This is a genomic window from Streptomyces sp. NPDC051578 (assembly GCF_044454045.1).
Taxonomy (GTDB): domain Bacteria; phylum Actinomycetota; class Actinomycetes; order Streptomycetales; family Streptomycetaceae; genus Streptomyces.
The window spans coordinates 22,791-49,626 of sequence record NZ_JBITDH010000017.1 but is presented as its reverse complement, the minus strand read 5'-3'; the positions used below and the strand labels follow the sequence as shown (position 1 = coordinate 49,626).

Annotated in this window: 23 protein-coding genes; all 23 read right to left on the bottom strand. The window is 70.0% G+C overall.

The features are described 5' to 3' along the window. Positions 1-241: 241 nt before the first annotated feature. A complete protein-coding gene (locus ACIA6C_RS32860; protein ID WP_399281348.1) occupies positions 242-577 on the bottom strand; it encodes a hypothetical protein in 336 nt (111 codons plus the stop codon). Between the two features lie 1,235 nt (positions 578-1,812). After that, positions 1,813-5,163 (bottom strand): LysM peptidoglycan-binding domain-containing protein, encoded by a 3,351-nt coding sequence (locus ACIA6C_RS32855; RefSeq protein ID WP_399281347.1) that lies wholly within the window; start codon positions 5,161-5,163, stop codon positions 1,813-1,815. A gap of 124 nt (positions 5,164-5,287) precedes the next feature. Next, positions 5,288-5,785: a pilus assembly protein TadG-related protein gene (locus ACIA6C_RS32850; protein ID WP_399281346.1), complete on the bottom strand. Its 498-nt coding sequence runs from the start codon at positions 5,783-5,785 to the stop codon at positions 5,288-5,290. A gap of 4 nt (positions 5,786-5,789) precedes the next feature. Then, on the bottom strand, positions 5,790-6,254 hold the full coding sequence (locus tag ACIA6C_RS32845; RefSeq protein ID WP_399281345.1) for a TadE/TadG family type IV pilus assembly protein: 465 nt from the start codon (positions 6,252-6,254) through the stop codon (positions 5,790-5,792). After that, entirely contained in the window at positions 6,251-6,655 is a 405-nt protein-coding gene (locus ACIA6C_RS32840) for a TadE family protein (protein WP_399281360.1), read from the bottom strand. Before ACIA6C_RS32840 ends, ACIA6C_RS32845 begins: the two co-directional genes overlap by 4 nt. Before the next feature lie 96 nt (positions 6,656-6,751). Further along, complete coding sequence (locus ACIA6C_RS32835) at positions 6,752-6,955, bottom strand: hypothetical protein (RefSeq protein ID WP_399281359.1); 204 nt, start codon at positions 6,953-6,955, stop codon at positions 6,752-6,754. A 21-nt stretch (positions 6,956-6,976) separates the two neighbouring features. Beyond that, the gene (locus ACIA6C_RS32830) at positions 6,977-7,870 is read right to left on the bottom strand and encodes a type II secretion system F family protein (protein WP_399281344.1); all 894 of its coding nucleotides are present in this window, start codon (positions 7,868-7,870) and stop codon (positions 6,977-6,979) included. Continuing rightward, positions 7,867-8,784, bottom strand: coding sequence for a type II secretion system F family protein (locus ACIA6C_RS32825; protein WP_399281358.1), 918 nt, complete (start codon positions 8,782-8,784; stop codon positions 7,867-7,869). The genes ACIA6C_RS32830 and ACIA6C_RS32825 overlap by 4 nt, the downstream gene beginning before the upstream one ends. 11 nt (positions 8,785-8,795) lie before the next feature. After that, entirely contained in the window at positions 8,796-10,352 is a 1,557-nt protein-coding gene (locus ACIA6C_RS32820; RefSeq protein ID WP_399281343.1) for a CpaF family protein, read from the bottom strand. Further along, on the bottom strand, positions 10,342-11,163 hold the full coding sequence (locus ACIA6C_RS32815) for a hypothetical protein (protein WP_399281342.1): 822 nt from the start codon (positions 11,161-11,163) through the stop codon (positions 10,342-10,344). Before ACIA6C_RS32815 ends, ACIA6C_RS32820 begins: the two co-directional genes overlap by 11 nt. Beyond that, positions 11,163-11,879 (bottom strand): SAF domain-containing protein, encoded by a 717-nt coding sequence (locus ACIA6C_RS32810; RefSeq protein WP_399281341.1) that lies wholly within the window; start codon positions 11,877-11,879, stop codon positions 11,163-11,165. The genes ACIA6C_RS32815 and ACIA6C_RS32810 overlap by 1 nt, the downstream gene beginning before the upstream one ends. A 70-nt stretch (positions 11,880-11,949) precedes the next feature. Further along, positions 11,950-12,213 (bottom strand): hypothetical protein, encoded by a 264-nt coding sequence (locus tag ACIA6C_RS32805; protein WP_399281339.1) that lies wholly within the window; start codon positions 12,211-12,213, stop codon positions 11,950-11,952. A 608-nt stretch (positions 12,214-12,821) separates the two neighbouring features. Next, entirely contained in the window at positions 12,822-13,142 is a 321-nt protein-coding gene (locus ACIA6C_RS32800) for a hypothetical protein (RefSeq protein WP_399281338.1), read from the bottom strand. Positions 13,143-13,908: 766 nt separating this feature from the next. Further along, positions 13,909-14,814, bottom strand: coding sequence for a replication-relaxation family protein (locus tag ACIA6C_RS32795; protein WP_399281337.1), 906 nt, complete (start codon positions 14,812-14,814; stop codon positions 13,909-13,911). Next, positions 14,811-17,396: an ATP/GTP-binding protein gene (locus ACIA6C_RS32790; RefSeq protein WP_399281336.1), complete on the bottom strand. Its 2,586-nt coding sequence runs from the start codon at positions 17,394-17,396 to the stop codon at positions 14,811-14,813. The genes ACIA6C_RS32795 and ACIA6C_RS32790 overlap by 4 nt, the downstream gene beginning before the upstream one ends. Next, positions 17,378-17,740, bottom strand: coding sequence for a hypothetical protein (locus tag ACIA6C_RS32785; protein ID WP_399281335.1), 363 nt, complete (start codon positions 17,738-17,740; stop codon positions 17,378-17,380). Before ACIA6C_RS32785 ends, ACIA6C_RS32790 begins: the two co-directional genes overlap by 19 nt. A 290-nt stretch (positions 17,741-18,030) precedes the next feature. Further along, positions 18,031-19,143 carry an NlpC/P60 family protein gene (locus tag ACIA6C_RS32780; protein WP_399281334.1) on the bottom strand — a complete coding sequence of 371 codons (1,113 nt, stop codon included), beginning with the start codon at positions 19,141-19,143 and terminating at the stop codon, positions 18,031-18,033. After that, on the bottom strand, positions 19,140-21,797 hold the full coding sequence (locus ACIA6C_RS32775; protein ID WP_399281333.1) for a hypothetical protein: 2,658 nt from the start codon (positions 21,795-21,797) through the stop codon (positions 19,140-19,142). Before ACIA6C_RS32775 ends, ACIA6C_RS32780 begins: the two co-directional genes overlap by 4 nt. Further along, complete coding sequence (locus ACIA6C_RS32770; RefSeq protein WP_399281332.1) at positions 21,797-22,141, bottom strand: hypothetical protein; 345 nt, start codon at positions 22,139-22,141, stop codon at positions 21,797-21,799. The genes ACIA6C_RS32775 and ACIA6C_RS32770 overlap by 1 nt, the downstream gene beginning before the upstream one ends. Next, positions 22,138-24,708 carry an ATP-binding protein gene (locus ACIA6C_RS32765; protein ID WP_399281331.1) on the bottom strand — a complete coding sequence of 857 codons (2,571 nt, stop codon included), beginning with the start codon at positions 24,706-24,708 and terminating at the stop codon, positions 22,138-22,140. Before ACIA6C_RS32765 ends, ACIA6C_RS32770 begins: the two co-directional genes overlap by 4 nt. Beyond that, positions 24,708-25,214 (bottom strand): hypothetical protein, encoded by a 507-nt coding sequence (locus ACIA6C_RS32760; RefSeq protein ID WP_399281330.1) that lies wholly within the window; start codon positions 25,212-25,214, stop codon positions 24,708-24,710. Before ACIA6C_RS32760 ends, ACIA6C_RS32765 begins: the two co-directional genes overlap by 1 nt. Next, positions 25,211-25,519, bottom strand: coding sequence for a hypothetical protein (locus tag ACIA6C_RS32755; protein WP_399281329.1), 309 nt, complete (start codon positions 25,517-25,519; stop codon positions 25,211-25,213). Before ACIA6C_RS32755 ends, ACIA6C_RS32760 begins: the two co-directional genes overlap by 4 nt. Then, a complete protein-coding gene (locus tag ACIA6C_RS32750) occupies positions 25,516-26,469 on the bottom strand; it encodes a conjugal transfer protein (RefSeq protein ID WP_399281328.1) in 954 nt (317 codons plus the stop codon). The genes ACIA6C_RS32755 and ACIA6C_RS32750 overlap by 4 nt, the downstream gene beginning before the upstream one ends. Positions 26,470-26,836 lie beyond the last annotated feature (367 nt).

Below are 26,836 nucleotides of genomic sequence, written 5' to 3'. Positions count from 1 at the left end.
TAGGAGTTCTAAGGGCATGGTGACTCACGTAGGTATCCCAAAAGGCTCTTCTTGTTCAGTGTGGGGGATGCGAGGTCTCCCGTAGCGTCTTCTATCGGCCTACTGGCCTACATGCCGTGCAGATGCTCGTCGCGTGGAGCCGCGTTTACTGGGATGGCGGTCCAGTTACGACGGCGGCTGTCCGTCAGTTGTCATGGTGCTCTGCGCTCGGGCGCCCGGTGCGTGTGGGGTGGGGGGTGGTTCAGGTTCGGGTGTTGTCTTCGCGGAGGTTGTTGATTTTCGCCTGGACTTGTTGGGGTTTGATGTGGTTGAGCCAGTCGCCTAGGCCGGCGGCCATGGTGAGGGGGTCGATGTTGAAGAGTTGGCCGATGTAGTACATGTCGCGTACGGCGTATCTGATCTGGCCGTCCTGGCGCTTGCTTACTTGGCTTTTCGACAGGCCGAGGTATCGGCCGAGCTGTTCGTAGGTGATCTCGGCGCGTACTCGCCCGTGTTCTACGGCTTCGATGAACCGTAGTTCCAGGTCGGTTACCGCTTCGCGCCCCGATTGCTTCGACACCCTCTCCATGCCGGTCATGGTAGCGGCTGTAAGGCGCTGAATTGCTCCATGGTGGAGGTTACCCCTCCTCTGTTTCGATGTAGGCAACAGAGTTGCTCTCAGAGAAACCTGCGCGGTAGGGTCACGGTATGAGCGACGGAGACCTCGACGGTACGTCCCAAGCCACCAGGCGCGGTTGTGCGCCCGCCCACTCCTGGCGCTGGTTCTTGATTCGAGCTGCCAAGCACGTGCCGAAGGGCGGCAGGAGTACACCTCAGTGGAAGACGCTGGGTGCCTCCTTTTTCGCGATTCTCCAAGCCATGGGGCAAGCCGCCAACGAGGACGGCACCAACGCCTTCCTCGGTGTCGAGACGCTCATGGCTGTAGGCCGGTGCAGCAAGGACACCGTTCAGAAAGTGCTTGTGGCGGCGGAAGCCATGTGCCTGCTCCGCAAGACGGCAAACGCTCGCGGTGGACGCCACCCCAAACCCGCAACTTACGCCTGCACGTTCCCCCTCGGGGCCGACACCGCAACGGGTGCAGGCCTTGACTGGGAGCTCGCGCTTTCCGTGTTGTCGAGCTCCGAGCACGACCGCCGGCTACGGCACAAGCGTTCCAAAGCCACAGAGCATCACGTGACGTCCCCTGCGCGAGCGGTAGGTGACGGGCAGGAGGCGTCACGTGACGCTGCCTGGGAAGCGCCGGCTCGCGTTCAGATGGCGTCACGTGACGAAGCCACAGAGCGTCACGTGACGACTCAGGGGGAGTCACGTGACGCCCCTACCAGGTTTCACCATGGTCTTCACCAGGAGAGGGCTGATGTCGTTCAACAACCTCAGGTGGATGACCGAATCCCTGCTGAAGGACGTGGCAATCAAGGGCGCCGAGGCGATGGCTCCCCCTCTTGTGCCGGCCTCTATGAGCGTCACCTTGCGACTTGCGATCGCTGTCCCCGAGAGATCTGGTGCCCGGAAGGATCCCGCCTCCGGCGGTACCTCACACAAGATCAGACCCGTAAGCGAGCTCGCCACCTCTATGGCAGGGAGACGCCGTGATCCCTTCAGGGGCGAAGATCGACGTCAGAGTCCGCCGTTTTGCGAGCCGTTTGGAGTGGGTGACGCGGCCGCCGGTGGGCGAGGCCCAGGCGCGATTGCGGTTGTTGGCCGCCGCGCGGCACTCGGTTTCCGCCTCGGCCTGGTGATGTGCGTCGCGCTGGCACGCTATCGGGGGGCCTGCTGCCACCGGCAGGCCCCACGCGCCTCCCGCGGGAGGGTTCAGCTCGCGCTGACGTGCTGTGCGATGGGAGGGTCCTCTGAGAGCACGTGGTGGATGGTGTCCTCGGTGCGGTCGTCGAGGGAGATGTCGTAGGTGCGTGCCATCTGCTGGAGGCGGCCTACTGTCTTGCGGACCGCGTGGGTGTTCCCCGCGGTCCACTCGAGGTGCAGGAGGTCGCGGTAGAGGAGCTCGGAGGTCTCCTCGACGTCGAGGGCCTGGAGGACGGTGCGGCGGGCTGCGTCGAGGTCGGGGTTGTCGCTGTCGGTGTGCCAGCGGGCGAGGGTGTGGGCGGTGTCGGTGATCCGGGACAGCATTTCCTGGATCACGGCATCGGCCCAGGGCGGTGTGCGGCCGTCGAAAGGCTTGCCCCGCACGAGGGCCATGGCGTTTTCGAGGTCGGCAATTCCGTCTCTTGGTCCTGCCGCGAGTGCTTGGGATGCCAGGGTCGTGAACTGCTCCCAGTCGGAGGTGACGGACCGGTGGAAGGTGTATCCGCCGTTCTTGGGGCGGGGGAGGAGTGGTTGTCCGTCCGGCGTGTCGCCGAATGCGGCGCGGAGCTCGGAGAGGCGGGAGTGCAGGGTTCGGGTTGACCACGGGTTGACGGGGTCCATCGTTTTGCACAGGTACTCGGCGCTGCGCCCGGGTCGGAGGTGGATGAGGGCGGCGACGGCGGTGGTGCGGGGGGCGTGGGCGGACCCGGGCCCGCCGGTGATGCACAAGGGTCCGAGCATGTCGATGCGCACTGCGCCGGTGGTGCTGTCGGAGTCGGCCGGTTCAGGCTGCGACTGCGTGCCGGGTTTCCGGGCGGCTGCCTGGTGGGGGAGGGCTACGGCCCCGTTGTCCCTTGCGGCCGCGGAGGCAGCTTGAACGTGCGGCCGGTCAGCCGAGTCGGCGTCGGCATCTGCGTCAGGGTTCTGTGATGCGGAGGCGGCGGGGCCGATGGGGTCGGGGGCGAGTTCGGCAAGGAGCGCAGGGAAGGGATTGCCGGGGTTGTGGGCGTCTTCGCTGGTCACCCGCACGGTCAGGGGCAGGCCCGAGGCGGCCGGCTGCTGGTGACTCTCCGCGAACTCCCACGCCCCGGTTGCGGGCTCCGGGTCTTGCAAGGAGACCTGCAAGGCGTGGACGTACTGCCGGTATTGCTCATCGGTGACGCGCTGGAGCGTTACTGGCGTCTCCAGCGGGGCCAGGACGCTGGCCTGGTCGCGGGTGACGTCGAGGATTTCGGCGTGGGGGAATGCCCGGCACGCCTGCGTGGTGGCGGGCAGGACCACGGCGGTCTGGAGGTGGCGGGCTGAGGCGAGAGCGTCGGCGAGTAGGGCGAGGTCTTCCTCGCCGTGGTCTGCGGCGCCGATCACCAGCCAGGGCAGAGCCTGCTCCCCGGACTGGTGGGCTTCGACGAGGAGTTCACCCAGGTCGGTGGCGACGGCCGGGAGGTGGGTCATCGTGCGGATGCGGCCCTGTGGCAGGAGCCCGGACAGGCGGCTGCCGAGTCCGCAGGTCAGGATTTCGACGTAGTCGGTCCACCTGCTCGTGCCCAGCTCCAACGCGAGGGCGCGCGCGACTTCGAGGACTTCCTCGGCGCTGCCCTCCAGGAGCAGAACACGGCAGGTGGTGAGGTCGGCCAGGAGGAGACCGTCGTCGTCGGCGCCGAGTGTGACCAGCCCCGGGTACGGGGCGTGGACATCGGCGAGTTCCTCACTGGCCGGGTGCACGGCCTGATCGTCCAAGATCCAGGTGCGGGTGTCCGGGCCGGCAGCGAAAGGGGTGATCGGATCGGCGGGTTCGTCCAACAGCAAGGTGATGCCGTCGGCTGCGAGCCGTGCCCCGCGCAGCGCGGGCAGGGCCTGCTGGTCGGTGGCGGCGTGGTGAGCGAGGGCGCGCAGCACGTGGTCGAGGAGCTCGACGCCCTGCGGCTCGGCGACCGCGCCCAAGACCTGTTCGACGGTGGTGGGCTCGTCGTCCTGGGCGATGGTCTCGCCGGCGCGGCGGGCGCGCTGTTGCAGAATCCGCCGTACGCCGAGCGCTCCGGCGAGTGAGGCGGCCAGCAGCGTGCCGATCCCGGCGATCAGTACCCAGTTGATCCGGTTCGCGGCGGACACGACCTGTGGTGCGCCCACCGTCGGCGAGGCCGCGGGCGGAGAGGGGGCCGGGCTGTTCGCGGCTGGCGGGGTGGACTGCTTGGGAACTCCGGCGGCGGGCGTGCTCGCGGTGGCCGCCGGCATAACCGTGGCCGTGGACGGTGAAGGCGTGGCGGGCACCGGGGCGCTTGTCGAGCTGGGGGATTCAGGGGCGGCGGTGGGGGTGGGCTTCGCGACCGACGGGGCGGGCTTGGTGGGTGCGTCCGGTGCCTGGGCGACGGGTGAGGGGGGCGCCGTGGGCGAAGCCGTAGCGGGAGGGGCGGCGGCGCCGTTGCGGGGTCGGGCCTCCGACGGGATCGGCACCGCGGTGGTGGGGTTGGAAGTCGTGGCGTCGACGGGGAGGGTGAGTTGCTGCCCGGGGTAGATCAGGTCCGGGTCGGTGAACCTGCCGGCGCCGTCGGGCAGGGGCGTGCCCTTGTTCAGCTCGTAGAGTTCCGGGTATCGGTCGGGGGCGCCGAGTTGCTTGCCGGCGATGGAGGAGAGGCTGTCTCCCTCGCGGACGGTGTACTGCGCGCCTTCGGCCGCAGTGACGACGGCTGTGTCGTGCTTGCCCTGGGCGTGGGCCCCCGTGCTCGGGGGAGGAGTGGCGTCACCGGGGAGGGTGAGAACCCATCCGGGCTGGATGGGCTGGTCGGCACGGAAGGTCGCGCCGTCGGCCATGGTGTGGCCCTCGTTGACGGCGGCGATATCCGTCCACCGCTCGCCATCACCCAGAACCTGTTCGGCGATGGACCACAGGCTCTCGGCCGGCCGCACGTCCCGCACCGTGTACGTCATCACCCCGGTTCCGTCCTCCTGGGCCGATCCCGTACTCGTAGGTGTGCTTACGGTGTTGTCCGCGCCGGGTACGGCGGCCGCGCTCAAACTTACCGGCGCAGCCGCGGCGGCCGCGGCGGTGGCGGGGGCGGCGAGGGCAGCTCCGGCGGGCAGGGCCAGCAGGACGGCCCCGACCAGAGCGGCGGCTGCTCGTTGCCCCACCAAGCCCCGGATCTGCGGGGCGCTGCGTCCGCGCAACTGGGCGGGGATCTCCAGCAGGACCGCGCAGGCGAACAGGGCCCAGCCGGCCCAACCGGTCACGGCCAGAAGCAGCAGGAACACCTGGCCCGAGTCGTCGGTGGACAGCAGGTGTGAGAGGGCGGCGACACCGGGAGGGCCGACCTGGGTGGTGGCCCACCACAGCAGGACGGGCAGACCGGCCAGCAGTGCGGCCAAAACGGTAAGGCTCAGCAGGCCGCGCACTAGGGCGGCCGCCGTCTGGGCGCCCCCGCGCCGTGGGCGAGGCCGCGGGATGCGGGTGGGCTGGCTCATGGGCGGGTCCTTCGTGCGTGTGAAGGGGCTATTGGGGTTGGGTGACGCCGTAGAGGAGGCGGGCGGTGCCGTGACCGGAGACGCCCATGGACCCGATTCCGGCGATCGCGAGGAACTTGGTGTTGTAGGTGTCGTGGACGGTCACGGTGAGGCGGGTTCCGTCCCCGGACAGTGCGGTGGTGCCCTGAGTTCCGGCGCGGGTGAGGTATGCCTGCGCTGCGGCCTGGGCGGCCGCGGGGTCGGCGCGGACCTGGCCGCCGGTGATGGCGGTGGCGGGGTCGATGGCCTGTCCGGCGGCGCGGGCGGCTTCCATCGCGACGGCGTCGGCGCGTTCGGTGGCGCGGAGTTTCCCGCCCCCGTCGATGGCCAGACCGATGATGCCCAGCAGGGCCACGGTGACGATCGCGGTGTAGATCGCGATTCCGCCCTCGTCACCGCGCAGCCGACTGCGATCTGATCCGGATTCCGACCCCGGCGTGGGATCGGCCTCTGGTGTCGTTTCCGGTACTTGTGCCGGTGGGGGCATGTCCTTATCCCTCTCGGGAACGGTAGGCGTCAACGACGGAAGTGAAGCGGCTGGTCAGAGTCTTGGATCCGGGGACGCCGGGGAGCAGAAGGTCGGCCAAGGGAACGGTGCAGGAGATCGTCACGGTGACGGTGCCGACTTCTCCGAGGGGCACGGCCAGGCCTGCTGTGTCGACGTTGGTAGTGGACGACGCGCAATGGATTCCCTGATCGGCGAGGGAGCGGGCCGCCGCGGCGGCGGCTTCGGCCTGGGCACCGGATTGGGTACGCGAGATCGATGCGGCGCGAGCCGCGTCCTCGGCAGCCGCGTCGATCTTCGCGCCGGAGGTGACGATCCGCCCGCCGGCAATGGCCATGCACAACAGCATCAGCAGCAGCGGGATCACGATCGCGGCTGCGATGGTCTCGCTGCCCCGGTCGTCGCGGACCAGACCCTTCCACCGCGGCCACCATAGGTTTCGAGGTGTCATGGGGTGGTCCACCGTTCGCGTGGGGCTCCGGCGGACTGGGACACACCCAGTCCCGAAAGACCGGGGATCAGGGAGGGCGCGGTGCCGGTGACGGTCACCCGGACTTCGGTGGCGCTGCTGCCGGAAGTGCTCACCGTGCTCTGGGTGAGGCTGTCGCCGGCGATACGGCTCAGGGTTTCGCGGGCGCGTGCCGCGCCCGCGTCCTCGGGGGCCTGGTAGACGCGGGCGGCGGCCACGCCTTCACGGGCGGCGGTGAGCGCGATGTTCCGGGCGAAGAACCACATGGATGCCTGCACGACCGCGACGGTCACCAGGATGACGAACGGGAAGACGATCGCCATCTGAATGGACGCCTCCCCCCGCTCCCCATGGCGTCGACCGCTTCCGTCCGATGTCACCACCGTTGCCTCGGCCCCGGCCGCCGGCTTGGTTCCTGCCGTGTCCGGCACCGCGCCCCCTCTCTTCCGTGCGTGTTGTCGTAGTGCTTGAAGCGGGGTTCAGATGCCGGAAAGCTTGCCGTTGTACTTGGTGATGACGATTCCGATGGTTCCCGCGATGGCGAGGGCTCCGGCGACGGCGGCCACCCAGATGATGATGGTGGTGATCGAGATGTCTCCTCGGTCCTGGGAGCTGTGCTCCTTGATGGCCTCCCAGTGGGACTTCGCGGCAAGCGACAGGCGCAGTGCGAGCTTGTTCATCAGGGTTCTCCTTTGCTGCGTGGGTCAGGTGTTGATCATGCGGAGGACGCCGGGGAACGCGATGAGGAGCATGACGAGCACGGCCATGAGCGCGCCGGGGGCGGTCATCTTCTCCGAGTTGGCGTTGGCCTCGGCGGCCTGCGCGGCGAGGAGTTCGGTGCGCAGGTTCCGTGCGCGGGAGCGGAGGGTGGCGTAGACGGAGGCGCCGTCGTCGGCGGACTGCCGCATGATCGCGGCGAGATCGTCCAGGACGGGCAGGTCAAGTTCGGCAGTGAGGCGGGCCAGGGAGTCCCAGTGCGCGACCTTGTCCACGCGGGAGCGGGCCAGCGCGCCCCGGATCCGATGGAAGGCCCAGCCTTGGCCGACTTGGGCGGCCTGTTCCATGGCCTGTTCGGCGGACACGTTCCCAGCCCGGCGCAGCGCGACCAGGTCGAGGTAGGCGGCCATGGCGTGCGCGAACTCCGCACGCGCCCGCTTCGCCTTGTCCCTGAGCGCGAGATCGGGAGCGAACCACAGCACGACGGCGGCCAGGATCCCGACGATCGCCGGGAGGTAGAGCGGCACGCCGAGCAGCAGAAGGGGGATCGTGGACAGGGGCGGCAGCAGCAGTCCCGCACCCGCCAACGCAACTTTCGTCAACAGGAACCGGCCCGGGGTGGTGCCGGTGAGCGCGAGATCCTTGTAAGGGATCCGCACGAAGGGCACGTTCGCGAGGCATTCAACCAGCCATCGACCCCACCGTTCGTCCCGGTCGGCGCCCGCGTCGCCAGCAGCGGCGGCCGCGGGTGTGGGCGCGGGCTGGTTCAGGCGACGCAGCGCCGGGCCCAGCGCAGGTGCGGGCCGTAGGACCTCGCGGATCAGTAGGGCGGCGCCGCCTCCGATGGCGGCCCCGCACAAGATCGCGGCTACCGGTGTCATGCCGTCACCTCCACGAATTCGGCCCCTGGCTCTGTCGCCGGTGGGATAGCTGTGATGGCGCTGCGCGGGTCCGCGACGAGGAAGCGGGGGACCGGCTTGCTGTCTGCGATCTGTCGCATCAGCGCGAGAACCCCGACGAAACCGGCCAACAGAACGGCCAGGACCAACTGCCCGAGCGTGGTGCCGTAGGGGGCGGTGTAGGAGGGAACGAGGAAACCGGCACCGATCACACCCAGGGTGATGATGGTCATCCACCGCATCGTCGTACGCGGCTTGGCCCGATCGGCCTCGATCGCCCGCCGGCGCGCGACCTCCTCATGCACCGACTCGGCAAGATCATCCAGCGCCTGGGCGAGACCGGGGCCACGGTCGGCAGCCGACAGCACGAGCGCGGCCACGACCTTGTCGGCCGTCACGTCATCGAGCGCGTCCCCGAACAGCCGCAGCGCGTCGGTGGGCCGCCATCCGACCTGAAGCCGGTCGACCAGGTCGGCAACCTCGCCCGCGATGTCGTCCGGGCATCCCTTACGGGAGATCTGCAACGCCTCGTCCAGCCCGCGCCCGAGCCTGAGCACATTGGCCAGTCGCTGGGTCCAGTCGCCGAGCGCCTCCAGTTTCCCGATCCGTGCGGTGGCCGACTTCGTCGGCGACAGCAGCCACGGCACCCCGATCACCGCCAGGAACACCATCGCCCCCGCGACGAACACCTCAGACACCAGCCACAGCCCGATCGCGACCACGGCCCCGACCACGAGCCTGGTCCGGCGGACCACCTTCTCGTCCCGGCCCGCAAGGGCACGCCCGGCCCGCACCCGTGCCGCGACACCCGGCCCCTTCCGAGCGGTCGTGCCCACGACCCCGGTGACCAGCCCCACCAGACCGGCCATGAGGGCAAGGCCGGCCAGAACCCACATCAGCAAGATGGTCACAGTGCGCCCTCCGTAACGAGCAGCGGCAGCGCCGCACCCCACGCACCGCCCGGCTGCGAGAGCAGCGAGGCGTCGAAACCGACCCGGCGCAGGTCGTTGACGCAGCGCGGCAACATGAGCGGCACCGCACGGTGCTCGTCCCACTCCGGGCGGGGCCCGAAAATCTGGTTGGTTTCCGGGCGCCCGCCCTCGCCGATCCCGGTGACTTCCAGGACGTGGGAGACGAACCGGTGCCGGTGCCCGCCGATCTTCGTCTCGTCGATCTGCCTGACGAACACGATGAAGTCGAGACCGTTCGCCGCCTGCCGGTAGGCGAGTGACTCCGACATGTTGGCCTGCGCCAGCAGGTACAACTCCGCGATCCGGTCGAACACGACAGAGGGATGGATGGCGTGCAGGGTGCACAGATTGCCGCCCGCCCCGTTCGTCATCGCCTGGAGCATCGCCACGATCTCCGGGCCGCGGACCTCACCGACCACGATCCGCGTCAACGTCATACGCAGCGCCCGATACATCAAATCCATGAGAGAGATCTCGCCGGCGGCCTGGCCTGCGACCATCTCGCCGTTGGACTCGCGGGCCTCCATCGGCACGACCTGGCGGTGGTAGCCGTTCTCGTGGGCGAACAGCTCGAACTCGGTTTCCAGGGTGGCGAACCGCTCATCGGGATCGATCTCCCGCAGCAGCGCGCGCAGCAGCGTGGTCTTGCCCGCCGCCTGCCCACCGACCACCATGACGTTCTTCTCCGCCCGCACACACGCCCGCAGGAACGCCTCCAAGGTGGTGTCGAGCATGCCCCGCTGCACCAGCTCGGGCAGGTCCGCGTGACGCATGCTGTGCCGGCGGATCGTGACATACGTGCCCGGGGTGACGTCGATGACCGCCTGCAAGCGCGAGCCGTCGGCCAGCCGCAGCGCAAGGAACGGGTCCGCCGTCGACAGACTCCGCTCCGCCTGGCCGGTGGTCCGCCGAGCCAGATCACGCAAGAGCTCGCGCAGCTCCTCATCCGAATCGGCCACCGGCGCCACCTTCACCCGGCGCCCGTCGGTGAAGTCCAGCCACACGTCGGGATGCCCGTTGATGAAAATGTTCTCAACCAGCGGGTTATCCAGGTGCTGCTGGAGACGGCCGGCCCGGAACTGCAGATCGAACACGGCCTGTGCGATCGCGGCGTCCTCCGCCGCGCTCGTGGCCACACCCCGCTTGACGGCCTCGGCGTCCGACCACACCGCGACCTGCTCGTTGATCAGATGACGGCCTTGCTGCTCCTGCGCTGCCGCGCTAAGCCCGGGCCGGGCTCGCAGCAGGTCGGTCAGCCGCTCACCGACTTCCTTCTTGATCAGGCGTACCGCCACATAGTCCACGGTCGTGGGCGGGGCCGGCACAGCGGTGGCTTCCGGCGGGCCCGGAATCGCGGCGCGGGGGTCGACCGGCCCTGTTCCGCCCGACGAAGCCGGTGCAGGGAAGGCCGGCATGGCACGCGGGCCTGCAAGACGGGCCTGCAGCGAGGTGGCGGTGATCTGGGGGTCGCTGTGCAGGGGGTTAGCGCGCACCGTTCACCACCCGGCCCTGAACGCCACCGGAAGAGGGAGGGGCGAGACGGGAGCGGCGGATCGCCACCAACTCCTGCACCCGCACGGCGGCCGACCGCGCCGACCGCATCAGCTCCGAGGACTCGAATCGGCGGGGCTGTTCCGCCCCATCCGATAACACGGCCGCTTCTTTGGGCCGCCATGGCAAGACGGCCGTGACCGTGATCCCGAGATGCTTGCGAACCTCCTCCTTGGAGAACGGGCCCTCGTCCACCAGGAGCATGCCCAGCTCGGCGCTGCCGTCGAGCTGCTCCCGCAGCGCGGCCAGGCGCACCTGGGCACTCTGCAATCCCCGGAGCGTGTTGCGGGCGACGAGCAGTACCGCATCGGCCCGCTGCGCCAACACCGCGGAAGCCCCGAACGCACCGCGCCGGCCCAAGTCCACCAGCACGTCGTGGCCGTGCTCCTCGATCCCCGCGAACAGCACCGAAAGCGGCCGCCATACGGGCTCCATCGCGGAGGCGTGCGCGGGGTCGTAGAGACCGGGCAGCACCAGCCGGTCGCGCGTTCCCGCGTCGGTGACGTCTACCAGCTGACGCCAGAACGCCTCACCGAGCTGCCCCTGCCGTGCCGCGACCGCCAGATTCCGTAGACCTCGGGAGTTGTCCAGCGTGCCCTGCAAGGCGCCCGGCAGGATCGCTCCGCCGTCGGGGTCCGCCTCGGCCAGCACCACCCGATGCCCTTCCACCATGGGCCAGGTCATCAGCAGCGCCATCGCGGCCGTGGTCACCCCCGGGGCGCCGAGCCCTCCCGCGAGCGCGATGACCGCCATCAGCTTCCCTCCTGCGGCGCGAGGATCAGCGCGATGGCGCCCGTCGCTACCCGGGCGGCCAGTGTCGGCCCGTCAGTCGCGGGCACCGCCACATCCACCACCACAACGCCGGTCGCAGGGGCCGCCACACCCACTGCGACCACGGTCGCGGCCAGCGTCTTCGGCGCGCCAGCCGGCTCCCCCGGCTTCGCAGCCGCTCCTGCCTGAGCGGGATCCGGGGTCGAGACGATCAAGACCTTCTGCCCGGGCGCCAGCCGGCTCGCCGGAAGCTGCGACGGCTTGAGCGCCACACCCACCAGTTGCTCACCCGCCTTGACCAGCGACACCGAAGTGACCTGTCCCGGCGACAGCAGTGACCCCGACTTCAACGCGACGGCGGCCCGCTGCCCGACCATGCCCGCCTTCCTCGCCACCGACACCGCCTTGACCGCTGGATCCAACGCAAGCGACACCGGAGCCAGATCCGCCTCGCTGATCACCGCACCCACCGGCACATCCCGGGCCACCACCAGCACGGCCGAGCGCTGCCCCGACGCAGTGAACAACAGCGCCCCCGACAGGCCACCGGCCGCGATCAGCGCGACGGACAACGCGATCAGCCCGGGGCGGCGGCGTCGCTGGCGCACGACACGGGGCGCAGCCGCCGGACTCTCGCCCGAGCCACCCGGGCTGGGAACGGCGACGCGGCCCGGCGCGGGCGGGGTGGTGGTGCTCACGTGCTGTGCCTCCAGAAAGAGCGGAAAGGAAGGAACGGAGGGAAGGTGGTGCGGGCTGTGACTGGTGCCGCTACTGGCCGACGACCTGGAGCTCTCCCACCGACACCGTGAACGGGGACTGGCGGACCTCGGTCAACTGACCGCTCTGTCCCCCGCCGGTTACCGCCCAGTTCACCGTCCACGTGGCGGTCGCGGTGCCCTGGTAGCGGGCGCCGGACTGGCCGGCCGACGTCGCGCTGTAGCGGTGACCACAATCCGGCGAGGGCGTCATCCCGCGCGCCGCCGCGTACGGGGTCCCCGGACCGGAGCAGGTCACGGTCGTCCCGTCACCCATATTCCACGCGACCGAAGAGACTGTGGCCGTGGCTGTCACAGTGACGCCGCCTGCGGACGCCGATGCGGTGTTCGGCCCCCACGTCGTCGGACTCTGACTCACCCACATCCACATCGGCACCCCGACCGTGTAATGACCATCAGCCCGAGGGCTGGTAATCGCCGGCCCCGCCAGGAGCATGCTGTCCACGGCTCGCCGCGCGAGGATGGCGGGGTTGACCGCAGCGGGCGGAGGGGTGGCCGACCACTGCGTGGTCGTGACGATGTAACCGTCCACCGACTGAGTCGACACACATTCCTTGCGGTAGACCGTGCCGTCTCCCGGTTGATGCCCCTCCCACGCTGCATTCCCTGCAGGAGGCTGAGGGTCCAGGGGACTCAGGCTGCAGATGAACGGCGGCGGGCGACTGTCGCCGCTACCGATGCTGCCACCGCCCTTGTTTCCCTCGCTCTGGCTGGTGGGACGGTAGCCGCCGTGGTCTGACGCTTCCGCACAGACGCTCACCCAGCCGGACGCGCCTTCACACACACCCCCGTCGGCGCGGGCCGGAGCAGTACACGCTAAGGCAATCGAAGCCGACACCACGGAAAGCGGAAGCAGGACTCGTCTTAGCATTTTTGATCACCGCGTCGTACGAACTTGGTCAGCACCCATTGCCCACCTTGCAGTTCGGCGTCGAACTCGGTGATGTAGCGCAAGGGCTGCTGAGTGGGGAACGGCTTCACCTGACCGGTCGCTCGATCGATGAGCTTCCACGTCGACAGATCGAAGCAGTCAGAGATCTTGGCCGTCGGGGGCTGGCCAGCCAGATTCAGGGCTGTCACCTCGGCCCGGTGCCCGGGGGTGCCCTTCATCGCCGTACCGGTGCGTTGCATGTTCGCGATGTCCGTCAGCGTTTGGTTCAACGCGTCCTTCGATGCGTAGTTCACGAGCTTTGTGTCTTTTTCAGACCCTGCCTCATATGCTTTGACGGACTCCGTCCAGAACCCGCTGTAAGCAGCGAGAGCCTTGGACTTTTCGGCGGCCTCAGGGTCGGCAGAGGCGCTTGTGGAGGGGCTCAGACTTGGGCTCGGGGAGGAAACCTGGTCTTCCCTGGCCTTCGAAGCGCAGCCAACTGCGAAGACTGCGAGGGTCGTGGTGACGGCGGCGGCTGTGAGCAGAGTGCGGCGCGTGGTGTGGGTCTGGTGTTGTCCTGCGGTTGTCACGGTGAACCCCCGGTGCTTGAACGTCGGACGGGTGGGTGGTAGAGCTCCGCCTGCAGTCGTGCAATCGCGGATGCAACGTCTTTGTGTCATAACGGTGAGTAGTGCAACGCGCCCTATGACGACAACGGCCGGGAGCGCATGTGGTTCTTGGAGTGAAGGTGATCGAGCGTCACGTGTTGACCTTCTGTACGCCCAGTTCAGACTGCGCCACCTCGGTGAAGTGCGGCTTTCGAGTTTCGGGTGCGTTGTTCAGGCAGGTGACGTCGGCTGGCGCGGCATGGCTAGAACTCTCGTCTGCTTGGCCTGTTCTTTTCTAGTGGCGATCCTGGCAATCCTCTTGTCCGGCGCTCACCTACAGGGCGCTTTGCTTACGATCGGGGCCGAGCCCCGCTCACCGGCCTTTCGGCGCGGTGCGGGTGTGGGGTTGGCCTTCTGGTGGCGCGATCGGATACGAGAGGCGGCACCTTCTTTCCCGTGACGGTTCCGGCAGTCAGAGCTGCGTCCAGCCGCGGGGTTCGGGATCGCCGGCGAGTGGTGTCCACACGGGGGCGTGGGGTCCTTGAGTTTCGATGTCTTCGAGGATGGCTGCGCCGAGGGGGACGTGGGCGGCGAGCCGTGTGACGAGACCGTGGTCGGCGGTCATGCGTCGCAGGTCTGCGATCCGGTGGGTGAGGGTGAAGCGGGGAGCGCCGGTGAGGATGAAAAGGATGCGGGGGAAGCGGGGATAGGAGCGTTGCCAGGCCAGCATGGCGCCTTGGTCGGCGATGGTCCCGCGTCGGCCGATCGGTTGGGGGGTGTAGTCGTGGAAGCGGGCGTAGCTGATCAGCTTTCGGGCCAGGCGTTCGCTGCTCATGGTGGCTCGGTCGATTTCGACGAAGGCTCGGTATTGCAGACGGCGCGGTCGGGTGAGGGTGTAGTGGAGTACGGCGTCGGCGATGAGTCGGTCTTCGCCTGCGGTGTCGGGGAGGCGGTGGGTGACTTCGGGTACCCAGTCCAGCGGGTGGTACTCGTCTCCGCTAGTGCGGGCTTGGGTGAGGAAGGCGAGGTGGGCGCGGACTCCGGTCAGCGTGTGGGCAGCGCGCAGTGAGGCGGCGGCCGGTGATGGGATGGGGGTGGGGGCGCGGCCGCGTAGCTCTGGCCAGTCACTGACCGTCTGGTGACCGGCGGGGGTGAGGAAGTGGGCTTGAATCCCGCTCTTGCCCAGGGCCGTGCGGTCAGTCAGCCCGTGCTCGCGCAGTGGCACCAGCACTTTGTGGATCTTGCGGGGTGGGGTGTCGGGGGTGAGCATCTGGTGGATTTGGGTGGTGGTCAGCAGGCGGTGCTGGGCGATCAGCGCGAGGGCCTGGTGGGCGTGGGTGTCTTCGGTGGGTGGCTGGAGCATCGAAGCGGTGGTCATGCGTACTGCTCTCCTTGGGGGGCGTCGCCGTCGGTGGTGCTGCGGGTGGTGAGAAACGTGCGGACTCGCTCTTCCTGGGCCAAGGCCAGGGCGGTCAGCTCTGCCAAGGGCAGTGCGCCGGCGTTGGCGTGCGCGGCTTTGCGTAGGGCGCCGATCTTCTTGGGCTCTGCGCGTTTGCCGAAAACCTCGCTGAGTTCCGGGCCTCGGATGAGCAGGGGCCCGATTCTCTTGCCGGCGATGGTGAAGGAGGCGTAGTGCCGCCAGCGCTCGAGGCCTGCGATGTCGCGTGGGGTGATGGTGTCGGGCCACTGGTCGGTAACCTGCGCGATGGCTTCGACCGATCCGGCCGTGGTGGACAGACAGGACGCGTTTTGTACGAGGGCGGCCCGGGTGGCCGGGGTCAGGCGGTGCAGGAGCTGGGTCATGCCGTGCAGGCGGCAGCCGAACTTGCGCAGCTGCTCGGTGATCTCCGCGAGCACGGTGGAGGACTCCTGGTCCAGGGAGATCAGCTCGTCCAGGTAGAAGCGGAAAGAGCGCCGCTTGCGCTCGGGCAGATCACGCCGGGACAGGCCGGCGCGCAGGAAGTCATGGACGATCAACGAAGTCAGCAGCCGGTCGGTGGGTCCCGTGCCGGATGGGCAGATCCACACCACCTGGCCTTCGTCCATGGCGCGGCGGATGTCGTAGCCGCTGACCGGGCATCCCAGGAAGGCGCGCAGGACTGGCGAGGAGCCGAGACGTTCTAGCGGGTTGACGACGGTCGGCAGTGCCTCTCGGGGGAGGTCGGGGAAGCTGCCCTTCCACCACTGTTGGGCTTCGCTGTCCAGGGTGGCGACGGCGAGGTGGCGGAAGGTGGCGTCGGTGAGCAGGGCCCGCACCTGGAAGATCGTGGCCTGCTGCTCGGGTACCTCCGCCTTGACGGCTTGGGCGTTGACGGCCACGAGGGCCTCGACCGCTTTGGTGAAGATGGTCAGCGCACGCGGCGCGGTGATGTCACTCCATCCCAAGGCGCCGGCGAAGGCGTCTACGACCGCGGCGGTCACCTTGTGCCTGGGCTGGCCGTCGCTCATATCCAGCGGGTTCCAGCAGCCGAGCATGTCCTGTTCGCCGCGGACGGTGAGGTCGAACAAGGCGACGCGGTCGATGATGTCCGGGTGGGCGATGTAGCGGGCGACGTCTTCGAAGGAGTCGCCGTGCGGGTCCACGAACGCCAGGCCCCGCCCGTTGTGGGCGCTGGCGATGGCATGGACCTGTGCCCGCATGGTTTTGCCCCACCCGGCTTTCCCGGACTGCACTTCGAACAGGGTGTCGTCCTCATGGGTGGCCAGCAGTCGCTCCCGGCCGTCCGCCTCCCGGTACCAGCCCTGCGGCAGTAGGTCCTTGCCCATAACGTAGGTAGGCATGTCCGTCTCCAGCACCGGCAGTCGCGCCGCCACGGTGGGCGGCTTGAGCAGTCCGGCCAGCTCCTCGATTTGCGCCCACCCGCCGCGCGCGGGGCGCATCACGCCGGTCGACCACTGCTCGTCGAACCGGCCCCGCCACGGCCGCCAGTCAGGCCCGATACGCAAAGGCCCCACGGCGAAACCAAGCGCAGACAGACGCGATGCCCCCGCGTAGACGTCTAGGGCCGCGCCGATCCGCGTCAGCCGACTCTCCGCCCGCCCCTCCTTGTCGGAGGCGCAGCGCACCAGGAACTGCACCCGCACCAGACCCGAGCTGTGGGCAAGCTTGCCCAGCACTACGTCCCGCTCAACGCGCCGCGGTTGCGGGGACATCAGCATCTGGCCGCGAGGATGGCCGCTCCACTCGGCCGGATCCAGTAACCGGCGCAAGGCGACCGGAACGCTGTCTGCTGATTCCCGGGTCAGCCATCGGGCCTCCTGCTGTGCCTCACGCCAGGTTTGTTCCCTGGCGCGCTGCATCGCCTGGAAGCGGCGCACGGCCAGGTGCCAGCGGGAGGCGGGGGAGAGGTCCACACACACCTCGGCGAGATCCCCCAGTTCGGAGCGCAGATCGGCGACGGCGTCAATCAGCGGCTGCAACGGGTCGGGATCCAGGGGCACCTCGCGCAGTTTCGAGCCAGGCTTGCCGTGCAGGGTGAACACGGCGCGCACCACGTGCTCCCGACGCTTGTCGTCCACCCGAGGGACCGGCGTGGCCTGCACGCGGTGACCGTAGGGTGTCTGCTTGAGTAGGTCATACGCCGTCTGTGGCGCCTCGATCCGGTAGGTCAATGGGTGAACCCCGTCTGCACGAAGCCGCACGCGTAGGCTGCGGGCCCGGCGCGGTGTCCACCACGGCCCGGAGCCGGCCGCCCGCACCAGCTGCATGCCCTGCCGCCAAATCTGTTCGGGGCTTACCTCGAACTCGGGGGTAGGAACCAGCTCTAGGCAAGTGCGCCGGGACAGAGCTTCGGCCGCCAGCCGACGCTGGACCGTCTCCCATGCCCACAGCGTGGTGCCGGCCACCATCGTGAGCCCCCACCCATTCGCCCACATCCAGCCCGCGACCGCAGCCAGGGACGTGAGAACCGAGGTACCGAGGGAGAGCGTGCCGGAGGCTGTTACGAGATTCGATTCCATGATCCGTCTCCGTTCTGGGTGAAGGTGACGGTCGCGGTGCGTCCGTCGAGGAAGGTCCCGGCCGGGTCGGCGCCGGCCCACACCAGCCGCACCACCGCCCGGACCGGCTGCCGGTCCCCGGCGACGACGGCGGTCGAGGCCGTGGTGTCGCGGCGCGCGGTGGCGGCTTGGATGCGGACCTGCGTGTAGCCGCCTGTCTCCGTCAGCCATGCCCTTCGGCCAATTTCGAGCAGGCGCCGCTCATCGTCGGGCGGTAGGTGCGGGGCGCTTGCGCGGTCCAGGGCCTGCTGGATGATCGGATCTGCAGCCGGACCGGAGCCGGGCGGCGGCAGCTCCTGCGCCACGGGACGAGAGGGGGCAGGCTGTGTGTGGGACGTCCGCGGGGTGGGTTCCGGTGCGAATGGCTGAGCGGTTTGCGGCTCGGGGGTTGGTGGCGGTTCGTGGCGCCCGCTGACTTGCGGGGAATGGGGCGCGTTGGGAGCCGGGCCCCGGCCCCAGGACCGGGTTGCTGCGGCTTGAGGAACCGGCCTCTCCGAAGCCTGGTCGGCACCGGTGAGTCCGGTGTACAGAAGAAGGGCGCCAGCGGCGGTCAGTGCGGATGCGGCGCCGATGAGGCGGCCGCCTGTCCATGTGGTCATAGGAGCCTCGTCCCACCCGCGTAGTCGGGCATTGCGGTGACGGGGTTGATGCGGACCGCTGTTCCGGGCTTGGGCGCGTTGATCATTTTTCCGTCGCCGAGGTAGATCCCGACGTGATGGATCGTGGAATCGGATGTGGGGGTGTAGCCGTAGAAGATGAGGTCACCGGGGGCGAGGGCGCCGAATCCGGCGGAGGCGGGGATCCGCCGCCCGACACCGGCCTGCTCGGATGCTGTGCGCGGGAGGTTGATTCCGGCTTTCGCGTAGGCGTGTTGGGTCAGGCCCGAGCAGTCGAAGCCGACCACGGTGCGGCCGTCCTGCCCGCCGGGGGAGCAGCAGATCCCGCTGCTGGGACCCTGGGAACCGCCGCCGCCCCAGGAGTAGGGAACGCCCTGTTGGGCGAGCGCGGCCTGGATGACGGCGCCGACGTTCCCCGAGGGGAGGGCGGGCAGCCGGCCGAGGGCGTCGTAGCGGTCGATGCCCGACATCACGTCGTCCACATACGCCCAGGACTGGTTGTAGGTGTGGATGGCTGCGCGCAGCTGCTCGCGGTCGGTGAGGTTGCGGCCGTTGCCGCACAGGTAGACGGCCGCTGTGGCGGCAGCGTCGTCCGCGTTGTGCGGGCTGGTCGCGCCGTCCTTGTTGCCGTCCTTGCCGTAGGCGCGGAAGGTTTCGGGCAGGAACTGGAAGGGGCCCACGGCCCGCTCGTATGCGGTGTCGCCGTCCCACTGTCCGCCGTCGGTGTCCGTGATGGCGGTGGTGTTGCCGCCGGCCCCTGATCCGTCCAGGCGCGGCCCGGTGATGGGCGGGGCGATGTCCCCGCCCGCCGAGACCGTGTGGCCGGCAGCGTGGTCGGATTCCACGCGGGCGATCCCGGCCAGGACCTGCCACCGCATCCCCTTGCAACCGCTGACGTACGAGGTGACCTGGGCGGCACCGGTCATATAGGCGGCCAGCATCCGCTGCGGGATTCCGGCTGCAGCTGCGTTGACCACACCGCCGCCCTTGCGGTCGCCCGCGGCCGCTGACAACAGCACCGGCCCGGTGCAGCAGGCGGCGGCCACCACCAGCAGCACACCCAGACATCCCAGCTTCTTCCACCGCTTCACTGCTCACCGCCTTCATGCCGACGGCGCTCGGCGGCGCGGGCGTCGAACATCGCCCGCAGCCGTGCCGCGTTCCCCTCCGCCTGCGCGTCGCTCGGAATCCGGGTCCGCGAGCCGGATTCCGAACCCGCTCCGAGTGCTGTTTCGGAGCGGCGCGGGCGGGCGGGTGCTGGTGAGGTCGGCGGCGTTGAGGTGGGAGGCGATGGTGGACGTGGTCGTGCGGGGCGGCCGGGCTCGGCTCGCGGGGCGGAAAAGCTGCTGCGCGGCGCGGCGGTTGCCCAGCCGTTGGAGGCCAGTGGGGCGGTGGCGATGGCTGCGGCCAAGGCGGTGTCGCGGACGGATCCCATGGGGTCGTGGACCTGCCAGGCGGTGGCGAGCACCTGCCCGGTGTGATCGACGCCGTTGCGCAGGGCACGGCCACCGCCGGCCCAGCGGCCGGCGTCCTCGCGTACCCCGTGAGCGGCGACGCGCAGCTGGGTGCGGGCGTCCTCGGTGAACTGGGAGCCCGCGTGCCGGGCACGTCCCAGATTGCGGGGCAGACCCAGCGTCGCGCCGTAGGCGAGGCGGGCGGTGCGGGAAGCGACGCGGTAGCCGCGCAGTCGCGATGCCCGGGCGTGCAGGCGTGATCCCAGCAGCGGCCGGTCGGTTTCAGGATCATGCAGGACCTCACCGGTCCACTGGTCCACCACCATTTCCCCGCGACCCCCCGCCTGACTGGTGCTCCCGCCGTTGGCGGCCGCGTGGAACCGGGCGGCCGCAGGGTGCTGCCCGGGCTTGGGACCGATCAACGCGGCGTGCGCGCCACGCAGGGCCACGGCCAGGGGAGCGATACCGCGCCGTCCTTCGGCCAGCGCGTCACCAAGCAGCCGGCCGGGGGACATCGGCATCCCGCTGCCGTCGCTCAGCGCGGCCAGGCTGCCGAGCGAACGCAGCCGGGCACCGAACGCGCCGTGTGCGGCCGACAATCCCGCGCCAAGACGACCGATCCCGCCGACGCCGGCGCCTCCTGAGGGACCGTGCATGGACAGGGCTGCGCCCAGTTCTGAGCTGTCACCGGTCAGGTGGCTGCCGCCGACCTTCTTGAAACGCATCCGGGCGGCCATGCGCTGCCCGAACCCGGCCGTGGCCGCCAGGATGCGACGGTGCATGATCAGGAACGCGACGGCGAGGGCATCCACCAGCAACAGCCGCTCCACCATCAGATCGGGGCCACTGTCGGAGAGCAGGGCGTCCACTGCGATCCCGAAGAGCGGCAGCGCCATCGCGGCCATGAACGAGACCAGGGCGGAGACGATGAAGACGCCCAGCCACCGCCACAAAAGCATCCGGGACGGGCCGGGCAGCATCGCCCACACCCAGGCGACCGGTCCGGCCGCCGCGGCAGCAGCATCGGCGCCCTGGGCGCCGAACATCACCACCGCCATAGAGACGATCATCAGCGCCACGACGATGACCGCGACCAGCAGCGCAACGACCGACCACACCCGGTCCCAGGTCGGCGCCTTCGCGTAGGCGGCGCAGGCCTTGCCGACCGGACCGGCCTTGTCCAGCTCGTCAAGGAGTGTCGCGAAGGCCGCGTCCTTGGACCGTGCGGCCCCTCCCCGGTTGCAGTACTCCCTCGCCGGACCACGCTCAAGCTCACAAGGATCTGGCGCCTTCCCCGCAACTCGGCGCTCGCAGGATTCCTTGAGCGGCCCGATGATCCCCTTGCATTGGCTGGGGTCGACCGGCTTCGCGGTGTCGGTCCGGCTGCTGTTGACCCACTTCACATGGGCCTTGTACGCGGCGGCGTCATCGGAGTTCTTCGGGTCGAGGATGCGGCCGTACTCAAGCAGCATGTAGGGCTTGACCACCAGGGCGTCGGTGAGCGCCTTCTGGATGGGGTCGACCACCGTTTCCGCGCTCGCCTGCTCGTGAACGCAGTTCGCAGCCGAGGGACCGGCCGCACTTGCGCAGTCGCGGCCGGTGCGGCCATTGGCGCTGAAGTAGGAGCTGGTGGTGATCGAGGCGACTTCGAGAGCGGCCTGGTGTGTCTGGTCGAGCGGTCCGTCCTTGCCCAGCAGGTAGTCGGGACGGATGAAGGCGCTGGCGGCCAGGGCTGCGATGACCAGGGTCAGCGCGATCTCCCCCAGGCCCGTGCCGACTTTCCCGCGGACGAAGAGGATCAGCCCGAAGGCGAAGGCCCAGGACAACAGCAGCCCTTCAAGCCCCAGGGCGCCCACGACGTTGTGCCTGTAGGCGTCGGCGAGACGTTGTGCGGGCTCGGTCAGTAACGTGAGGAGCGGGAACTTGAAGACGAATCCGATGAGCCAGCAGCACAGGCCCACCAGCAGCCGGACCAGCGTGAACAGGCCGCTCATCACCAGCCGCTGGGTGTGCCCGACCACATCGATGGGAGGTGCGCCGGTCGCGAGCGTGTCGACGGCGCTCACGGCGGGGATGGTGTCCGGCGCGGCGACCACCGCCTCCAGCTGGTAGCCGCTGAGCGGCGTGCCCTCGCCGGTCATGACGTCCAGCGGACCCAGCAGGCCACCGCTGTCGGCGGTTCCGTCGGCCGCGGCCGCAACCGCCGTGTTCGTCACCAGAAACACAACGGTGAGCAGGGCGACGAATCCGGCCGAGCGCAGCGTGCCCCGGTCTATGTCGAACCGGGCCATCACAGGCGCCGTTCTGCCGTGGTCACGAGGCCGATGGCGGCCGCGACGGCGACGGTGGAAAACAGCAGCAGCATGGTCTTGCCGTCCAGCGGCGGGGATGAGAGGGCTGCCGCTGCCGAGGAGCCAGGCGCTGCGACGGATTCGCCGGGAAGGGACCGGCACACGTCTCGGGCGGGGCCGGAGATCAGATCGCACCGGTCACCGGCGGAGGCAACCGGGACCATGTGAGCGGCTGCGTCCGACGGGCCGGTGTGGGGCATGGCCCATGCGGCGATGGTGCAGGTGAGCAACATGAGAGTGACGGCGGCGGTGAGGAGCAGCCGGACATTGGTGATGTGGGTCATGCGGTCCCCCCGGCGGCCGCGCGGGTGACGCGACCGGGTGTGGTGAAGATCTTTTCTCTGATGCGGGGCACGGGCGGGACGACGATCTTGATCCGGCCGACCTGCATGCGCGGATCGCGCAGGAACATCTCGCCCTCGCGCCCGCTTTGGCCGATGGGGGAGAGGCCGGTGGTGACCATCCGTACGAGGTCTTCGTTCTCGCCGTCCAGGCCGATGAAGCGCAGGCCCTTTGCGGCGCGGGCGCTGTCGGTGGTGCGGGCGAGGAAGCGGTAGGCGATCAGGGCGGCGTCGTTGCCGAGTTCGGCTTCGTCGTGGGCGCCGAGGAAGCATCCGGCTCCGTGTTTCCGGCCGTCGTGGAGGATCTCGTGGATCAGCGCGGATCCCTCCGCCGAGGAGGTCAGCCAATACACCTCGTCCATCGAGACCAGACAAAAACGCTGGGGATCGGTGAAAGCGGCCTGGCGGGCGATCGCCGCGATCAGATACAGGACGGCCCGACCGATCAACGCCTCCAGCGGCTGCTGGCGCAGCACCTCGGCGTCGGCGAACGCCTCCTTCGGGGGCAGGGTGAGTCCGGTGGTGGTGACCACCACCAAGTCGGCGCCCAAGTCCCCGTCCAGGGTGACCGGCGGCAGGTCCGGGTCGAACACCATCGCCGCCAGGGGGTTGCCGCGCACGATCCGCAGCAGGTCCGCCATGGTGGCGGCCGCATCCGCACGCGTGCTCGCGCTGCCCACCTTGGCCAGGTCGTCGAGGACGTCCAGGACCTTTCCCATGGACGGTTCGGGGCCCGCACACACCTCCTGAACCGCGTGGTGGAGCACCGCCCCGGCGGCGGTCATCGCACCCACCCCCAGCTGCAACGTGAGGTAAGACAGCGCGTAGTGGGCGCCGACCGGGCCGCCGAACACGCGCAGAGGGTCGATGGACACCTCGGCGCGGGCGGCGTCGATGACCTCGCACCGCTCGCCCACCGCGGCCCGCCCGAAGGTGGCCCATTCCCGGATCGGGGTCCGGTCGATGACGATCGCCCGGCCGCCCTGGTCGACCACCGCCGCCGTGACGAGTTTCTCCAGCACACTCTTGCCGGCGCCGAGGTCGCCGACCACGGCCAACGACGCGGACGCGTTGACCTGCGGGGCGTCGGCCGGATTCAGCAGGACGGGGCGAATGGTCCCAGAGTCCAAGTCGTGACCGACCATCATCCCGCCCGGATCACCCACCCTCGACAGGGTGAAAGCGCCGGCCGCGGCCCAGTCCTCCGACAACTGGTGCTGCGTGAACTGCGTGAGCTTCGCAGCCCGGGGAGCCCCGGGCAGTGACAGGGCGAACAGCTCCTCCTGCATGCCGTAGGGGCGCTCCACCCGGTAGTCGCCCCCCGCCAGGGCCGCGGACAACTCCCGCGCCCGCGCGTCACACGTCGCGGCATCCGGCCCCCACACGGTCAACACCGTCACCGACTGAACCTCGACCTCCACCGACGTCCGCGCCATCCGCGCGTCCTGCTCGGCGAGATCCCCGGCCGCCTCGGGAAGCGAATGCGGCATCCCGGTCGGCTGCGCACCGTACTGGCCCGCCTGGTCGAGGAGTTCGCGCTTCTTGCGCTGGACCTGGGCGCGGGCCTTCTTCGCAGGCACGATCCGCAAGTCCACCGCCACATCGATCGGGAACGGCAGGTGCTCCAGCTGCGCGAGGATGTCGGCGTGGTCCACGGCCATCGCGGGCGGGAGCTCGGCGAGCACGAGGTGGCACTGGTAGCCGGTCCCGGCCTCGGACTCCACCTGGAGCCACCGTCGGCCCAGCGGCGAGAGGGTTCCGGCCTTGCGCCACCACGGCCGCTCGGCAGCCTTCGCCTTGCCCCGGACGTCCGTGTCTTGGCCGCCTTCCGACAGACGGATCTGCCCCAGGTCCGCGTAAGAGGGGGAAGTGAGCTGGCCGTCGTGGACGCGGCTGCCGTAGAGCTGGCTGTGCTCGGCGTCCGACAGCAGCGGCTCCTGGCCCAGGCCTCGGTGGACGGCGTGCTGCACCATCCACACGATCTCGGCCGGGGACGCGGGTCGTAGCCCGAGTCCGCCGCCGAGGGAGGTCTGGATGCGCTCGGCCTCCGCAAACGCCGCCTTTAGCTCCGCCTCGGGCACCGGCACCGCGGGGAGGTCCAGTGCTGCGGACAACTCCCCATAGAGGGCATTGAGCGACGTGGTCGTGGCCCCGGCCCGGCCCTGTAGGGGCACGGCCAGCCACAGCGTCCGCTCGTGCATCTCCTCCCCGGTCAGCAACTCGACGGCGGCCGCGCAGGTCTGCGACCACGCGGGCAGGCGCTCCCAGTCCAGACCGGCCACCATCCGCTCGGCGATCTCACCCGGATCAGTGCGCGCCGCCAACACGAACAGGCGCGGTTCCATGGCGGGCATCGACCGCACCAGGGAGGTGACCCGGTCGAGGAGGTCCTGACGGACCTGCGCCGGCAGATATCCCCCAGGCAGCGGTGTCACCCGCCACACCGCCCACACGCGGGCGGAAGCCGACCACAGCAGGTGACCGGCAATGTGCCGAAACAGGGTACGCATTACGCTGCCCTCCTCTCGGAGTCCGCGAGCAGGGAGGCCAGGCCAGACCCGGTAGCCACCCGCCCCGACACAGCAGGAAGCCGCACCAGCACCCCGCCCCCTCCACGCGCGGAGGCGGGCAGGGGGGCGGCCTGGATGACGAATCGGCCGCTCAGATAGGAGGGACGGCGATCACGCGCGATCCGGCCGCCGATCCGCCCCGCCGGGTGCCGGAGCAACAGCACCAGTACCCCGGCCGCGGCGGTGAACGGGTTCTGCCCGGCGATCTGCGCCCCGCGCGCCGCCCACACCGCCACCAGCCACACCACGACCGGCACCGGACCGGCCCACGACCACCAGTCGTAGCCCTTGACCAACGCGAACGCCCCACCACCGAGGATGACCAACTGCGCCGGGGTGTACGGGCCGAACCAGATGACCCAATCCCCGAGCTTGCCCAGCACCCACGGATGACGGCGCGCACCGGTGTAGACGCGCGCGATCCGGGGCCGCGCCGACGCGCTCAAAGGATCTTCCCGTCCGCGCGGGGCTGCGGGGCCTGCGGATGGAGCGGAGCTGAACCGGTCGCCGGGTTCTTGATCTTGTCGGAGAAGAAGCCCGCCAAGGTGTCGCGGGAGCTGTAGATGCCGAGCGCGATGGCCATGGCGAGCAGCGCGCCGATACCGGCCTTGAGGGAGAACTGGCGGCAGATTGTAACGAGGACGATCACCACAAGGGCGACCTTGAGGCCCCGGTCGGCCCACGTGCCCAACATGTCGAAGAGGCCGTCGCCGAGGGTGTCCAACTGGCTGGCGAGGAGCATCGTGTTCATCGGGCACCCCCAGCGGTGGCAGTGGACGTGGCGGTGGGCGGGACGGAGGGGGACGCGACGGCGACAGGCATCTGGATGGGGGATCCGGTGTCCAGGGCGCTGATCTCCCAGCGCCTGGCGCGGGCGGTCACGGTCAGGTGGTACTCCAGCGGCCACCGGGTACCGGCCCGGTCCTCACCCTCGACACGGACCCGAACCCTCGCCTTCGTCCCGTCGGCCGGAACGTCCTTCCCCCCGGCCGTCTCCGTGTCGGCGGCGACGTCCTTGACCTCGACCCGCGCGTAGGACGCGGCCGTCGGCGCCGTCAGGCGCACCCCCGGCGACAGGTACCGCTCCACGCCCGCACCCTGCCCACCCACCCCGGCGAGGTAGGTCCGCAGGAAGTCTCCGAGAGAGACGGCCAAGGGCCCGGTGGAGGGAACGGGGCGGTCGAACACAGAGGTGCCGGCCGGGGCCGCTTCGGGGGCCGACACCTCGGCGGGCGATCCGGTGACCACCAGCGGCCCGTCGTCCATGCCGCCGGTGCCGCTGACGGCGTAGTACCGGACCGCAGGCTGTACGACGACCGCCTTGTCCGTGCCGGTGCCCGGCGCGGGCTCATGCTGCTCTTCGGTGACGGCGGCGACCGTCACCGTCCACCCACCGCCAGGCAGGCGGACGGTCCGCAGGGCGGTCACCCGCACCGCCTCCGGCGCCCCGGCTTCACGGGAATGGGAGGGGAGCTCTGCCTGCGGCGCCATTGCCCGCACCGCCGCCCCAACCGGATTGTCGGCAGCGGCGGCGTCGGCGCGCAGCCACAGCTCCACGAAATGCGCGGCCGTCCCGGCCGGATCGGCCTCCGGACGCGCCGCCTTCGGCGCCGCGGCCGGTGCCGCCTGCGCGGCGGTCCCGGACGGGCCGGCCAGCGCGACCGCCAGAGCGAGAGGGCCGGCCGCAAGCGCGGTCCACACCCCGATGCGGGCAAGGCGCGGACCGGGGGAGACAGGACGGCCGGCGGGGACGGTCTCAGGCCGCGAGGCGCGCAGCGGCGTCGAGGATGAGATCCGACCGGCTGGACGTTCCGGGCCGGGGGGCAATGTGCGACGACGTGCCATGGGGCTGCCTTTCCGGGGAGCGGGGTTGCTTGCCCCCAGACAACGGCGCCCACCTCACCGGCCTCCTCACCACGACCACCCCCGCGCCATCACGGCTGGGACACGGCTGTGGTGGGGGGGGGGCGGGGGGGGGCCCCCCCCCCCCCCCCCCCCCGGGCCCCCCCCCCCCCCCCACAACCCCCCGCCCGGGGGGGGGGGGGCGCAGCCCCCCACCCCCCCCCCC

What these genes read in the sequence shown, in the direction of transcription:
- ACIA6C_RS32830 (WP_399281344.1), bottom strand. Translation starts at nt 7,870, where the DNA reads ATGACACCGGTAGCCGCGATCTTGTGCGGGGCCGCCATCGGAGGCGGC.
- ACIA6C_RS32850 (WP_399281346.1), bottom strand. Translation starts at nt 5,785, where the DNA reads ATGCCCCCACCGGCACAAGTACCGGAAACGACACCAGAGGCCGATCCC.
- ACIA6C_RS32765 (WP_399281331.1), bottom strand. Translation starts at nt 24,708, where the DNA reads ATGCGTACCCTGTTTCGGCACATTGCCGGTCACCTGCTGTGGTCGGCT.
- ACIA6C_RS32805 (WP_399281339.1), bottom strand. Translation starts at nt 12,213, where the DNA reads ATGGGTGACGGGACGACCGTGACCTGCTCCGGTCCGGGGACCCCGTAC.
- ACIA6C_RS32755 (WP_399281329.1), bottom strand. Translation starts at nt 25,519, where the DNA reads ATGAACACGATGCTCCTCGCCAGCCAGTTGGACACCCTCGGCGACGGC.
- ACIA6C_RS32795 (WP_399281337.1), bottom strand. Translation starts at nt 14,814, where the DNA reads ATGACCACCGCTTCGATGCTCCAGCCACCCACCGAAGACACCCACGCC.
- ACIA6C_RS32845 (WP_399281345.1), bottom strand. Translation starts at nt 6,254, where the DNA reads ATGACACCTCGAAACCTATGGTGGCCGCGGTGGAAGGGTCTGGTCCGC.
- ACIA6C_RS32860 (WP_399281348.1), bottom strand. Translation starts at nt 577, where the DNA reads ATGACCGGCATGGAGAGGGTGTCGAAGCAATCGGGGCGCGAAGCGGTA.
- ACIA6C_RS32815 (WP_399281342.1), bottom strand. Translation starts at nt 11,163, where the DNA reads ATGGCGGTCATCGCGCTCGCGGGAGGGCTCGGCGCCCCGGGGGTGACC.
- ACIA6C_RS32825 (WP_399281358.1), bottom strand. Translation starts at nt 8,784, where the DNA reads ATGTGGGTTCTGGCCGGCCTTGCCCTCATGGCCGGTCTGGTGGGGCTG.
- ACIA6C_RS32775 (WP_399281333.1), bottom strand. Translation starts at nt 21,797, where the DNA reads ATGGCCCGGTTCGACATAGACCGGGGCACGCTGCGCTCGGCCGGATTC.
- ACIA6C_RS32770 (WP_399281332.1), bottom strand. Translation starts at nt 22,141, where the DNA reads ATGACCCACATCACCAATGTCCGGCTGCTCCTCACCGCCGCCGTCACT.
- ACIA6C_RS32790 (WP_399281336.1), bottom strand. Translation starts at nt 17,396, where the DNA reads ATGGAATCGAATCTCGTAACAGCCTCCGGCACGCTCTCCCTCGGTACC.